Genomic DNA, 13,010 nt, shown 5'->3' on the forward strand with positions numbered 1-13,010 from the left:
ACGCTCGCTTTATCAATTTTAATGTTTGTAAATGGCTAACCTCACACGTTGCTATTAAAACATCAAAGTTAAAACAGACTTATAAAATTTGTTTTTCAGACGCTGTTTATGCCTGTCGAAAATTTCTTAGAAACAAACTCACTTCCTTCCAATTAGAAACCTACATTGCCAAGCATTTATCCATCATCCGACCCAATCGAACGTTCCAAAGAAAGATAAAAAGCAAGGCACCTGTAAGCTTCACTTATAGAGTAACATAATAGTTGAAAAATAGGGGTAAAAAACCTCCTTTTTGTGCGCCCTAAATACAAAAACTATTCCCGTTTGGTCATGAACTGCTCAGACGAGAATAGTTTCTTTAGTTGCTTAAATGCTTAACTTAATGACATTGAGGTGGTTCTACTCTCTCATACTCCTTACCCCATGTCCCCACCTTGTGTCTACGGAAATAAATCCCTCTAAAATCCCCCAGCATTTCAACCACCTCAACTGAGGTAGTCACTTTGATACTACCCCACCCAAAAGCAAAAAGCCTTGTCTCCAAGGCTTTTTAACATGCTTTCGTTCAAAGGTTTCTAAGCTTTCACCAGCAGACCAACTACCTCAACGTGATGCATATTTGGGAGTTCAAAGGTCCTGTGGACCTTTGAAGCAGCTTGCCAGAAAACAAGAGAGCAAGCTGGATAATCTAATTACGTTTTTCTAACAGACTCACAACTTCAACGTGTGCTGAGAGCTTTCTTCTATACTAATAGACGAAAGGGAGTGGAAATGATTTTAAGATTATACTGTGGAACGGAACAGTAGCCCTAATATTGACTATCTTTCTAAAATCTCCTCAATAAGTGGTTCTACCCCTGTAGCTAATAGTTCCTCAATTTTATCCCGTGCATGGAACCTATTAACGTCATAGGCTACATACCTTAGCATATCTGCTGCAACCTCATTAACTGGGTAGGGATAGCTCCCCTTCAATATCTGATAAGAGAGATTCGCAAATACATCAGCATCTTCAAAATGTTTTAGAAAATCCTTATCGCTTGAATGGATTGATTGAATCAACTTTTTACCCTGTTCCTCATCAATTTGCATATAGTGCAACAATGCTATTACAAGAACACTATCTTTCAAAATACATTTTTTACACAAATCTGCACCTGTCATTTCATAGATATGCTTTTTCTATCAAAAAGACTAGCAAAAAATCACCACCTCAAAACGAAACGGCGATTCTGTTATTTATTTAATTCTTTGTAAAGCTCAATCCCTTCTTTCTAGTATTATTGACTTTTTTATAGCCTGCAGATTTCTGTGCTCCTAGTTTTTCAGCCTCTTTTATCTGCATCAAGCAATCTCTCCCAAATTGCACCTATAATTTCATCATCTTCAGCAGCAACTAATACTACTTCTCGATCTAAATCAATCGTCTACTTCTATTAACACGATTTTACAAAGAGCCAGTACTTACATCTCTTTTTCTCCTGTAAAACTATTGTATCTTGATACTTCAAGGAGTTTCAATCATTCGATCTGTTAACCGTTATTTTTTGGATCTAAACTTAATAACATAGCATTAATGGCGACGATGACTGTTGACACAGACATTAGGATTGCTCCTAATGCAGGGCTTAATGTGATACCAATAGGAGCCAAAATTCCTGCAGCTAGAGGGATAGCTATAAAGTTATAACCAGCTCCCCAAAATAGGTTTTGTTTCATTTTACGAGTTGTTTTGTGTGCTAATTCAATGAATGATTCAATATCTCCTGGATCGGATTGAGTCAATATGACATCAGCTGAATCCAATGCAACTTGAGTTCCAGCACCTATAGCTATACCAACATCTGCTAAGGCAAGAGAAGGGGCATCATTTACACCATCACCTACCATGATAACTTTCTTCCCTTCATCTTTAAGTGTTTTAACTAACTCATATTTGTCTTGTGGAGATTGATTTGATCTATATTCAATCCCTAAATCTACTGCCACGCCTTGAGCCGCTCTTTCATTATCACCTGTTGCCATAATTGGTCGAATATTGTTCTTTTTAAGAGCTTTAATTAACTCTTTACTCGTTGGTTTTAATTCGTCCCCTAAAGCTACAGCACCAATGGCATCATCGTTTTCTACTAAGACACTAAGAGTTGCTCCTTTTGGAGTATCCATATCAAGATTACGTCCATAGGCTTTTTGACTGATTAATTGGTAACGGTGCCCACCTGCTTTACCCTCTACTCCAGAACCGGAAATCACATCAATCGAATCAAAAGATGCTGGACGTATATTTTGCTGCTCGGCGAAACTTATAATTGATTGAGCAATTGGGTGGCTAGATCCTCCTTCAATACCTGCCAATAAGGCAATGATTTCCTCTTTTGTATATTTGTCATTAAGAAGTTTTACATCTAATACTTTAAATTCACCAGTTGTTAAAGTACCCGTTTTATCTAAAATCATCACATCTGCATCTTGAGCTATTTCTAAGGCTTGGCGGTCTTTTACTAGTAAGCCACGGCTAGCTCCTAAGCTTGTGCTACGGGCGGTTACCAATGGAATAGCCAGACCCAGTGCGTGCGGACAAGCAATAACTAATGTAGTAATAGTAAATATAACTGCCGTTGGGATATCTCCAATAATCATCCACACTACAAAAGCAATTAGCGCGACAATAACAGCAATATAGAAGAGCCACCCTGCAACCTTTTGAGCAATATTTTCTGCTCTGGAAGGCTGACTTTGAGCTTGGCTGATTAAATTCTGAACTTGAGAGATGAAGGATTGATCACCTGTCTCATTAACTTTAATATAAAGAACCCCTTCTCCATTTGTTGAGCCTCCGATTACTTCATCGCCAGGGCCTTTTTTTACTGCTTTTGACTCCCCAGTTAGAAGAGCTTCATTTAAACGTGATTCGCCACGCTCGATAATCCCGTCTGCTGGCACATTTTCTCCGGCTTGAACACGAATTGAATCACCTACCTTTAAGTCAGTAACTGGACGTGTTTCAATTGAATCGTCTTCTAACACAACGTGAGCATCTTTTGGTACCAACTTAGCCAATGCTGCTTGTGCGTCTCCTGCTTCTCCAATAGCTTTCATCTCAATCCAGTGACCTAATAACATGATTAATAATAATGAAGCAAATTCAAAGAAAAAGTCCATCACGTGTCCACCCGTTACGTAGGTAATGATAACAGCATAAATACTGTATAAATATGAAACACTTATACCTAAAGAAACTAGAGCCATCATTCCAGGTTCTTTTTGTTTAAATTCGTCAACTGCGCCTTGATAGAATGGACGTCCACCATAAATAATTAATATAGTAGATAAAATAGCTACTACAATATCAGAATATGGAAAAGTAAACTGGAATGGTAGTTCAAATCCATGCATAGGGGATAAGAGCATAATAATGATTCCTAGTGGCAATGACTTTAAGAAAAGTTCCTTAAAGCTTCCGTGATGATGGTGGGCATGCCCACTGTGTCCGCTGTGATTATGCCCACTGTGCCCGCTGTGATCATGTCCACTGTGCCCGCTGTGATCATGTCCACTGTGCCCGCAGTGATCATGCCCAGCATGATGTACTTGATGTTGATCCTTATGGTATCCATGTTCATCTGTGATTCCATGCTCGTGTTTTAACTTATCCATGTTGTCAGTATTCATTTTAAATTCCTCCTTATGCTTGATGATGTAAATGACATTCGCATTGTCCTTCTGGACAATTGCAATCCACTTCTTCTACTGCGAAAGATTTTTTCATTTCTAATATTTTTTCTAGTCGATCTATATCATCGAAGCTTAAAACATGATCTTCAATGATGCTTCCTATTACATTTCCGACTTTCTTATTGCAAATCCATTTAAAAATATCTTCTGCATAATCCCTTACGGCTTCTGTCTCTTCAATATTGGCAGTGTAAATAAACTTTCTACCTTCATGCTCTGTATTTAGTACGCCTTTTCCAACTAATCGACCTAAGATCGTTTTGATAGTGGATTCTGTCCAGTCCATTTTTTCTTTCAATACAGAGATGACTGTTTTACTAGTTACTCGATCATTTGCCCAAACTACACGCATTACTTCCCATTCAGCATCTGTGATAGAAGTATTAAGTTCTATTGTGCTCATTTTCCTTTCCTCCTTGTTGTTTACGGATGTAAACGAATATGTTTAAAATAAGTCTACTATTGTAAACGAAATATGTCAAGTCTTTTTTATAAATGTAAACAATGATATTATTGTAATTAATGTTACGACGAGGATTTCAAACAATCGTTCGTTAATCTCTATCAAACTGGTAAAACACAGACTGAATTTTTCTTGAATATTCTTCTTTAAATTTTTTACTGAACAACATTTTTAATATTCTCATATCCTTATCCTGTCCTCGTAATTTCTATATTAGAATCTTACACTTAAATTGTGGGAGCATTATGAAGATATAAAATATTATTTATTATTCTACTTTAATTTGTCCCATCATACCTGCTTCTTCATGTTCAAGAATGTGACAGTGGTACATATAAGTACCCTTCTTATTAAACTTAACTATAAGTTTTACTTTTTCGTTAGGTTCAATATATACAGTATCTTTCCATCCGCTCTCCTCTGGAGAAGGCGCATTACCGTTTCTTGATAGAATTTGAACCTGTGTGCCATGAATATGGAATGGGTGCCCCATTTCATGCATCATAGATCCTGGGTTTGTAATTTCCCAAATCTCTGTATCTCCAAGCTTCACTGTTTCATCAATTCTATTCATATCAAACTTTTTACCGTTTATTGATACCATTTGACCCATACCTTGAAGCTCAAAGCTTCTTATCTTAGTAGCTTGTGTTTCTGACATTCTTTCTATATTCGTTAAAGTGCTAGGTACTTCAGTATCATCTTTCCCATCGCCTTTAACATTAAAGGTCATAATGGCTTCCTTATTACTCATAAGTGATAGCTGCGTTCCCTTTTCATACTTTGAAAAGTCCACTATTATCTCTGCTCTTTCCCCAGGTGATAACATAATATTTCTCTGGCTAACCGGTTTTTCTAAAAATCCACCATCAGATGCTATTTGATAGAATCCATCTCTATTATCTAACTTCAAATTATAGTTACTTGCATTAGCACCATTAACTATTCTAAATCTCATCTTGACTCTATTCACCTCTAAATTAGGTTTAATAGCTCCGTTAACTATGATAGTATCCCCTGTTGCTCCATCCATCATATTTGTATTATAAATAAAACTGCCGTCCTTGCCAAAGCTTCTATCTTGAATTACTAAAGGTATATCATTTACTCCATATTCCTTAGGAATATTTAAGCTTTTTGATACTTCATCATCCACATAGAATAGTCCTGCTAAACCTTTATAAACTTGGGTAGCAGTATTTCCTCCAAAGTGCGGATGATACCACAATGTTGCAGCCTGTTGATTTACTGTAAAACTAGGCTCCCAAGTTGTTCCTGGTTCAATTCCTTGATGAGGGCCCCCATCCTTTTCTCCTTCTACCTCTAGTCCATGCCAGTGAACTGTAGTTGCTTCTTTTAGCTTGTTATTTACGTGCACATTTACTTGCTCACCTTTACTTACTCTGATGACAGGGCCTAAGAAGCTTCCGTTGTAACCCATAGTTCGTGTCTTGGTATTTGGTAAAAATGAAGTTTCTCCTTCTTGAGGTTCTAAAGTAAAATCCGCAATATTAGGATCTGGATTTTTATCCTCTAATAGTGGTGGTATAGGAAGTGTACTTTTTGTTTTACTTGTTTGAATATCTATATTAACTGCACTCTGGTTTATTTTAAAATAACTAATCATTGGTTCTAAAAGTGTAATATATCCAACTGCAGTTAATCCGACTGTAAGACCAATACCTAATAACATATGTTTATTCTTACTCATTTTTATTCCTCCATAAATTATTATTCTAATTTTCTTTCAATACAGAGATGACTGTTTTACTAGTTACTCGATCATTTGCCCAAACTACACGCATTACTTCCCATTCAGCATCTGTGATAGAAGTATTAAGTTCTATTGTGCTCATTTTCCTTTCCTCCTTGTTGTTTACAGATGTAAACGAATATGTTTAAAATAAGTCTACTATTGTAAACGAAATATGTCAAGTCTTTTTATTAAATTCTCACTTTTTTGGGGTCAGTCCCTTAAAACTGAAAGTTTTTAAATGAAATTAGCCATCTACCTATACTGTGAGATGAAGGCTACGACTCATTCTGATAAGTCATCGATTTCATTTGATGACAGGTTTGGAGCTGTTAGGCAAATTTGCCAAGGCTAATCATAGCCTTGCTTTAGCCCAAAAAAGACATCCAAGAGATTTCTCTTGAATGTCTGTAAACGCTGATATAATCGTAGGTCGCTTTGCTTTAAATTATACTTTTTTCTTAAACATTTGATACGAGTAGGTATTTCTTGTGAGTAATTTTCATCAAAAATTTCATATATAATCTCCCTATAATCATGGAAAAGTAGTAAAAATAGTTGTTATCCTAGTTGATTAAAAAAATCTCTGATTTCCTCATCTTTTATAAAATAATATATAATTTTCCCCTCTCTTCTAGTGTCCAAGATGTTTTGATTGGCTAGTTTACGAAGATGGTGGGAGGCAGATGCCATACTGAGATTTAATAAACAGGCTATATCGCAGACACAGAGTTCTTCGACGGCAAGGAGATAAAAGATGATATTTATCTGTTTATTATCGGTAAATTTTGATAAAATGCGAAGTGATTTTTGGACTTTTTCCTTTTCAAGGTAGTTCGTTGCGGTTGTAACATTTTTTTGATTTATAACATTCACATGGCAGATACTATCTTTTTTCAAAATATTTTCTCCTAGCCTAACACAGTCCATAGCATGTCAAAGCTGTTGTTTTCAATCAGGATATACATCCCCAATCCTAAATAGACAACGGCAATAAACCATCTGCTATATTTTTCCAAAGTTTCTCCAACAGAAGGGACTTGTGCTAATTTTTGGGCAGAAAAAACCAAGAGATAAATCATGACTAGAAAAGTAAGTAAAGTCACTATCAAATTCGCTAAATTTAAGGTGGTAAAATATGGGACAAAGACACCAATATTGTCAGCGCCACAACTTGCAAAAGTAATCATAGCGACTAGAAAAATCAGGTTTTTATTGTCTTTTCGCAAACCATCATTTGCAATAGCTTCTCCATCAGAATCTCCTAAAAGCAAAACTTTGAGGCCTAGGAAAATTGGAATCAAACCGAGTAATCCTAAAATCTCTTTACTAGGAATATAATTTAAGACAAATGCAAAAAGCAAACTTAGGAATATTAGACTAATAGAGCCTAGAAATTGTCCTAAATAGATGTTAATGATGTCCTTTCTACTTCTTCTTTTGGCAAAAAATAACATTAGGATAATAAGTAAGTCTACGGCTGTCCCAGAATACAGGATTATTGAAGTAACAATATTTTGAATCATAAAACACCTCATTCAAATACATTTTTGAATGTATTCTAACATTAAACTTTGTAGATGTCAACTTAAAATCCACCAATTAATAATTGCATGTCAATATTTGTATTGTGTAGTTTTAGAAATATATTGTAATTCAAATTGTAGAAAATTACATCAAATATTATAATGAAAAAAGAATCCAACAAAAATTGGACTACCTGTCTCCGGTTGAATACCGGAGACGGTAGCCCTAGGGTGTTTTTATTAAATTCTCACTTTTTGGGGGTCAGTCCCACGACCGTTGATTGAGCTTAAAACTATTTCGATTTGTGTGCCATTGGAAATCTCGTATGATGTATATATGTCTAATTGCAAACATTAACTAGAGTAATAGCCTAGTTACAAGTCTACCTCAGTTCCTTCTAAAAATCTGACAGTTATCTGTCCATCCTCTACAATTGTAATATTATCCAATGCCTGACACATCTCATACGAATCGAATTCCCAGGATGGCTTGTTTATTATATCAGCCATCTTTGTACTATAATGCTTTTCTAGCGGACGATTTTCTTCTATAATCTTATTCCACTTCCCATGCAACAGATCCACGTTCTCACTCAATAGTTCTACAGCCATTACTACGGCTTTCTCTAACGTTTCTTCATCAATATGGTTATTCTGACAGCCAATCTGTCCTTTGACCCTATATCGATTGTTACATTGCCAAACCTTGCGTTTACCTCGACTGGTGGTCCAGTTCTTCCGACCAAAGGCTGAACCACATTCTTTACAGAACACCTTAGTTGTAAAAGGGTTATCGTCATTTTGCATGATATAGGACTTGAGCTGATGCTCCTCTCGGTAGGCTTTCCTCCTTGCCAATTCCAACTGTACTAATTCCCAAATGTCTTTGTCAATAATAGCTTCATGGCTATTTTCTACATAGTACTGGTCAACCTGACCGTCATTTTGAACTCGTTTCTTAGTCAAAAAATCAACCGTAAAAGTCTTTTGCAATAGGGCATCACCTTTATACTTTTCATTTTGAAGCATTTTCTGTATAGCACTTGGATACCAGTTAGCCTTTCCAGTCCAACCAGGTATTTCATTGTCATTCAAATATTTAGCTATGGACTCAGGACTATACCCCTCTAAGAATTTCTCGTAGATAAATTTGACAGTTTCTGCTTGCTCTGGATTGATGATAAGTCTACCATTCTCATCCTTGTCATAACCCATGAACTTAGTGGTATTCACACGAACTTCACCACGTTCAAACTTCTTACGAATCCCCCAAGTCGCATTCTCTGATATGGAACGTGACTCATCCTGTGCCAAGGAAGAAAGTATCGTCAACAGAACCTCACCTTTCGAATCTAGGCTGTCAATATTCTCCTTCTCAAAAGTCACGCCAACCCCCAGTTCTTTCAGCTCTCGGACATACTTGATACAATCAAGGGTGTTTCTGGCAAACCGACTGATCGACTTGACCAAAATCCTATCCACCTTACCTGCCCTACAATCTTGTATCAAGCGGTTAAAGGCATCACGTTTTTTGGTATTGGTTGCTGAAATGCCCTCATCCGCATAGATGTCAACTAACTCATAGTCCTCGTGTTTAGAGATGAACTCTCGGTAATAATTTACTTGGTTTTCATAACTTGATAGCTGTTCTTCTTGGTCGGTGGACACTCGACAATATGCGGCTACCTTGATTTTCTTCCTGACCTGATGAAGAACGCTGGTCTGCACTTTCTTGGCCGGAATAACTGTAATACTTTTCCCCATCTATATCTCCTTCTATTACTGTAACTGGTGAGTTTATCTCCCAATTTGAAATATCTACTTCTGGTACTCGCATCCCCTGACAGGCTGCTTTTCCCTCTTTTATGTATTTGGAACAGCACCAAACAATTTTTTTCTTATAAGAAACCTGTCTCTTTAAAGTCGAACCACAATGCTGACACTTTAACAACCCTGTAAATTTATAGGTTTTGTTTCTACCTTGTTGCCATCTTCTACTATTTAGCTTATCTTGGACACTTTGCCAATCTTCTTTTGAAATAATGGCTTCATGATTATCTTCTATCAAGTATTGTTCAAGTTCTCCTTGGTTCAATTTTTTAGGACCATTCACACCATCATGGAAATACTTTTGCAGTAAGACTGAACCTTTGTATTTTTCATTGCTTAACATTTGACGGATTGTTGTGTCATGCCATTTAGCACCTGTAACAGTCGCAACTCCCTTTTCATTTAAGTGTTTGGCAATACGATGTGTACCATTTCCTGCAAGATAAAGTGCAAATATTTCCCTTACTATTAAGGCTTCTTCTGGATTAATAATCAACTCACCGTTTTCGTCAACATCGTATCCTAAGAATCGCTTGGTGTTAATGACCAGCTCTCCTCGTTGGAATTTCTTCTGAAAAGCCCAACGTTGATTGCCACTCATACTCCTTAACTCATCTTCTGCAATACTAGCTAATACTGAAAGCATCACTTCCCCCTCACTTGAAAGGGTATGAATGTTTTGCTCCTCAAAGAATATGTCTACTCCAATTGCCTTCAGTTCACGACTAATTTCAAGAACTGTAACCGTGTTTCTGGCAAAGCGAGCAATTGACTTGGTATGAATAACATCAATCTTGCCTTTACGACATTCTTCAATCATAGCTTGAAAATCTGGACGTTTATCCTTAGAACCAGATATACCTCTGTCATGATAAACACCCATAAAATCAATATCGTCTCTATTGGAATACAGTTTTTCAAAATACTGCTTCTGATTTTCTAATGAATCTAACTGACTTCCATTAGTCGTCGAAACTCGAATGTAGGCACAGACCCTCTTCCTATGTTTTTGTCTATTGACTCTAATCTTCTTTACGGACATTTACTCTCCTTCCTATATAATGGCACACTATATATCACTCTAAAAAGGATATTAGTCAAGTTATCAGACCAACTAATTCGACCTGATACATTTATGCCATAGTTCATGGAATACAAATATTCCTCCTACATTACTAGGTAGGTTTGGGAGTATTTTTTCCGCACTTATTGAAAAAAAAGTCAAAAAAATAAAGCCTGATGTTTCCACCAGGCTAATAACATAATTATGAAATTCTAAACCAACCTACAACTTTACCCAGTTTAACTGTTCCAGTTGAATCGTAGAGTGAGCCATCCGCCATCCATTGTCGTTTCACACGACGAGTGATACCTCCGCCACCAATTTCCAATTGGTCATTGATACCGTTCTTATTATGGTCAGAATACCCATCAATATTCTGTTCCACGCCATCAATACTTTTTCCATCTGAATCCGTCACACAGACACCAATGTGACCATATACCAAACCATCCGTCTGAATGACATAAAAATCGCCTGCTTTAGGATTCACACCCCAAGCATCGTAGATTACTTGGAAACCATTTGATTTTGCTTTCTTCAAACAATCAATGGCATTAGTATAGGACATATTCTTATCCGTAAGTTCTTGAACAATCTTATCCACCAAAGCAACACACTGTCCACCATATGGGTTAGATGGAACAGTCACCTTTTGACCGACCTTAGATAAAGCGGACGCAACCACACGACTTGCAACACTGGTTGGAATAGCTGTTGTTGTCCTTGAAGCTGCGTTGACCTTTAGAGTTTGTCCAACTCTTAAAATATCCGTTTTCTTCAAGCTATTTACCGCAAGAAGGGCATCAACTGTTAAACCAAACTTCCGAGCGATTCCATAATAGGTATCGCCTTTCTGTGCTTGATAGGTCTGCTCACTATGGCCTTTAGTTGTTCCTTCTACATCCTGTTCAAGCACCCATGACTTGATTCCATCAAGTAGATAAGCTCTCTTACTGTTGGACTGGTGAACATTCTTCACTTGGAGGATTTTGTAGGTGCGCCCCTTGACCCAGTTGGCGACTTTCTGACCAGTCTGATAATGAGTCGCATGAGGCAACACCCTAAGACTATCACCAACAAGATAGATTGGCTTTGAAGGAGTTCCTGAACTCCCAACGGTTGAACTGGGTGTCGAGGGAACTATGGTCTTGACTTCGACTCCTGTTATAGCTGATACAAGACCTCTCGCAATGTCCTCTTTCTTGTTCTCAAAAATCGACATATCTTGCTCATTATCGATGAAGGCAATTTCCACCAAACGATAAGTATAACCACGACTTGCTGCTTGGTTGGCATTATAGAGCCAATCTACCTTCTTAATGCCACGATTTTGGAAATAACATGAAAGGAGAGAGAGGATTGCCATATCTTCCTTATCTGCTTCTAAGGAGGATTGAATCAAGACTTCTGTTCCTTTGGCACTACCATTAAAGGCATTGAAGTGCAATTCAGTAATTGAGTCGTATCCCTTACCAATACTAGTAATACTCCGATAATCATAAACATTTTGTTCGGTAATAAAATCAATCTGTTGTCCACTGTACTTAGACATGATCTTGGCTAATTCTCGAACCTTTCCTGCTTCTGTGATGCCTAGTTTGGTATTCACAGCTCCAGGATCATAGCCTGTTCGCCCTTGCCCATGACCACAAATGACTAGATGTTTTCCCATATCTTCTCACCTCTCGTTGATTTGTTTTAAGATTGCTTGTAGTTTCTTTGGTATCGGTAAACCAATTCGAACGGTATTTTCTAGAATACTTAACCCCTCATTACTGAGATAAAAGAAAATGACCATGGTTCGAATGGTTCCACCCTGCTTGATAATTGCAGTATCAATCAGATGACCTAGAGAAACTAAAAATAAAATGGCTATCTTTTTAAAGATGCCACGAAAGCCGATACTACTAGACAATTGTTTCTCTACAACCGCCGCAAAAATTCCTGTTAGATAGTCAATAAAAATGAAGACAAGTAGGGCATATAGGATACCATCCAACTCTCCAAATAGACTACCAATCAAGCCTCCAATCATGGAAAATAAAATTTTATTAAGAGTTAACAGTTCCTTCATCGGTCACCTCACTTTCTACTGAACCTTCCTGCACAATGGTAGGGTCTGACCAATCCGGTTGACCGTTCTCATCAAACCGCATCAGATAAAAACATTCATGGAATAAATCAGAAAGGTTCAGAGTTAATGTCGTACTACCCCACTGATTAAAAGCCCAAACTGTTTCTGTTGTAACCAACTGCCGCTTTCCATTTTTAATAGCAGGTCGCCTTACTTCTTCAAGATACATGTAAAAATCCTGCTCTGCTGTCTTACAACGAATGAATTCTCCATTCTTACGCATGTAAACGAGAGCTGTCTCCAAATCAAATGGTTCTGTTACTTTGTCAATATTGAGTAATGCCATGATAACTATTCTCCTTTCCCTTCTTCAGGTTTTGTCTGAAATTCTAACAGTTCTGTCAATTCCTGTTTTTCTTTACGCAATAGGCTAAGTTCCTCATCCCTTTCCACCAATTGGATGGCAATGAGGTTCTTAGCGGTAATTTCATCAGATAGCTTGGTGACAAGCTCCTGGATAGTTAGTTTTAGTGATTGGTTGATTTGTTCTAGATTCATCTGTGAAC

General features: G+C 37.2%; 12 protein-coding genes and 3 pseudogenes. 2 read left to right on the forward strand and 13 right to left on the reverse strand.

Annotation, left to right across the window (positions count from 1 at the left end):
• Positions 1-260 (forward strand): annotated as a pseudogene (locus tag P7J58_RS03885) (IS4 family transposase); the annotation flags it as partial.
• A 559-nt stretch (positions 261-819) separates the two neighbouring features.
• Here P7J58_RS03885 and P7J58_RS03890 read toward each other — a convergent pair.
• From P7J58_RS03890 to P7J58_RS03920, 7 genes and pseudogenes are all read right to left on the reverse strand, one after another.
• The gene (locus tag P7J58_RS03890) at positions 820-1,164 is read right to left on the reverse strand and encodes a hypothetical protein (protein WP_238716729.1); all 345 of its coding nucleotides are present in this window, start codon (positions 1,162-1,164) and stop codon (positions 820-822) included.
• A 369-nt stretch (positions 1,165-1,533) separates the two neighbouring features.
• Positions 1,534-3,672, reverse strand: coding sequence for a copper-translocating P-type ATPase (locus P7J58_RS03895; RefSeq protein WP_408555817.1), 2,139 nt, complete (start codon positions 3,670-3,672; stop codon positions 1,534-1,536).
• Between the two features lie 13 nt (positions 3,673-3,685).
• Positions 3,686-4,138, reverse strand: a complete 453-nt coding sequence (locus P7J58_RS03900; protein ID WP_238716731.1) for a CopY/TcrY family copper transport repressor — start codon at positions 4,136-4,138, stop codon at positions 3,686-3,688.
• Positions 4,139-4,466: 328 nt separating this feature from the next.
• Positions 4,467-5,909 (reverse strand): multicopper oxidase family protein, encoded by a 1,443-nt coding sequence (locus P7J58_RS03905; RefSeq protein WP_238716732.1) that lies wholly within the window; start codon positions 5,907-5,909, stop codon positions 4,467-4,469.
• Positions 5,910-5,940: 31 nt separating this feature from the next.
• Positions 5,941-6,054, reverse strand: a pseudogene (locus P7J58_RS03910) (BlaI/MecI/CopY family transcriptional regulator); the annotation flags it as partial.
• Positions 6,055-6,512: 458 nt separating this feature from the next.
• A complete protein-coding gene (cadX, locus tag P7J58_RS03915; RefSeq protein ID WP_238716734.1) occupies positions 6,513-6,851 on the reverse strand; it encodes a Cd(II)/Zn(II)-sensing metalloregulatory transcriptional regulator CadX in 339 nt (112 codons plus the stop codon).
• An 11-nt stretch (positions 6,852-6,862) separates the two neighbouring features.
• Entirely contained in the window at positions 6,863-7,477 is a 615-nt protein-coding gene (locus tag P7J58_RS03920) for a CadD family cadmium resistance transporter (RefSeq protein ID WP_341539736.1), read from the reverse strand.
• 116 nt (positions 7,478-7,593) lie between these two features.
• Here P7J58_RS03920 and P7J58_RS03925 point away from each other — a divergent pair.
• Positions 7,594-7,701: pseudogene (locus P7J58_RS03925) on the forward strand (IS3 family transposase); the annotation flags it as partial.
• Positions 7,702-7,852: 151 nt separating this feature from the next.
• Here P7J58_RS03925 and P7J58_RS03930 read toward each other — a convergent pair.
• The 6 genes from P7J58_RS03930 to P7J58_RS03955 all read right to left on the reverse strand — a co-directional run bounded on the left by P7J58_RS03930 (position 7,853) and on the right by P7J58_RS03955 (position 13,002).
• Positions 7,853-9,145, reverse strand: coding sequence for a recombinase family protein (locus tag P7J58_RS03930; protein ID WP_277836203.1), 1,293 nt, complete (start codon positions 9,143-9,145; stop codon positions 7,853-7,855).
• On the reverse strand, positions 9,108-10,349 hold the full coding sequence (locus tag P7J58_RS03935) for a recombinase family protein (RefSeq protein ID WP_238716736.1): 1,242 nt from the start codon (positions 10,347-10,349) through the stop codon (positions 9,108-9,110). Before P7J58_RS03935 ends, P7J58_RS03930 begins: the two co-directional genes overlap by 38 nt.
• Before the next feature lie 223 nt (positions 10,350-10,572).
• Positions 10,573-12,042 (reverse strand): LysM peptidoglycan-binding domain-containing protein, encoded by a 1,470-nt coding sequence (locus P7J58_RS03940; RefSeq protein ID WP_238716737.1) that lies wholly within the window; start codon positions 12,040-12,042, stop codon positions 10,573-10,575.
• Positions 12,043-12,048: 6 nt separating this feature from the next.
• On the reverse strand, positions 12,049-12,444 hold the full coding sequence (locus P7J58_RS03945) for a holin family protein (protein WP_408555818.1): 396 nt from the start codon (positions 12,442-12,444) through the stop codon (positions 12,049-12,051).
• Positions 12,422-12,790: a hypothetical protein gene (locus tag P7J58_RS03950; RefSeq protein ID WP_044755722.1), complete on the reverse strand. Its 369-nt coding sequence runs from the start codon at positions 12,788-12,790 to the stop codon at positions 12,422-12,424. Before P7J58_RS03950 ends, P7J58_RS03945 begins: the two co-directional genes overlap by 23 nt.
• Before the next feature lie 5 nt (positions 12,791-12,795).
• Complete coding sequence (locus P7J58_RS03955) at positions 12,796-13,002, reverse strand: hypothetical protein (protein ID WP_408555819.1); 207 nt, start codon at positions 13,000-13,002, stop codon at positions 12,796-12,798.
• Between the last annotated feature and the right edge of the window lie 8 nt (positions 13,003-13,010).

Origin of the sequence: Streptococcus suis, from assembly GCF_046032535.1 — a bacterium.
In the GTDB taxonomy this organism is placed as follows: domain Bacteria; phylum Bacillota; class Bacilli; order Lactobacillales; family Streptococcaceae; genus Streptococcus; species Streptococcus suis_AK.

Excerpts from the sequence above, each read along its gene's own strand:
- P7J58_RS03890 (WP_238716729.1), bottom strand. The coding sequence starts at position 1,164 with ATGACAGGTGCAGATTTGTGTAAAAAATGTATTTTGAAAGATAGTGTT.
- P7J58_RS03895 (WP_408555817.1), bottom strand. The coding sequence starts at position 3,672 with ATGAATACTGACAACATGGATAAGTTAAAACACGAGCATGGAATCACA.
- P7J58_RS03900 (WP_238716731.1), bottom strand. The coding sequence starts at position 4,138 with ATGAGCACAATAGAACTTAATACTTCTATCACAGATGCTGAATGGGAA.
- P7J58_RS03905 (WP_238716732.1), bottom strand. The coding sequence starts at position 5,909 with ATGAGTAAGAATAAACATATGTTATTAGGTATTGGTCTTACAGTCGGA.
- P7J58_RS03920 (WP_341539736.1), bottom strand. The coding sequence starts at position 7,477 with ATGATTCAAAATATTGTTACTTCAATAATCCTGTATTCTGGGACAGCC.
- P7J58_RS03935 (WP_238716736.1), bottom strand. The coding sequence starts at position 10,349 with ATGTCCGTAAAGAAGATTAGAGTCAATAGACAAAAACATAGGAAGAGG.
- P7J58_RS03940 (WP_238716737.1), bottom strand. The coding sequence starts at position 12,042 with ATGGGAAAACATCTAGTCATTTGTGGTCATGGGCAAGGGCGAACAGGC.
- P7J58_RS03945 (WP_408555818.1), bottom strand. The coding sequence starts at position 12,444 with ATGAAGGAACTGTTAACTCTTAATAAAATTTTATTTTCCATGATTGGA.
- P7J58_RS03950 (WP_044755722.1), bottom strand. The coding sequence starts at position 12,790 with ATGGCATTACTCAATATTGACAAAGTAACAGAACCATTTGATTTGGAG.
- P7J58_RS03955 (WP_408555819.1), bottom strand. The coding sequence starts at position 13,002 with ATGAATCTAGAACAAATCAACCAATCACTAAAACTAACTATCCAGGAG.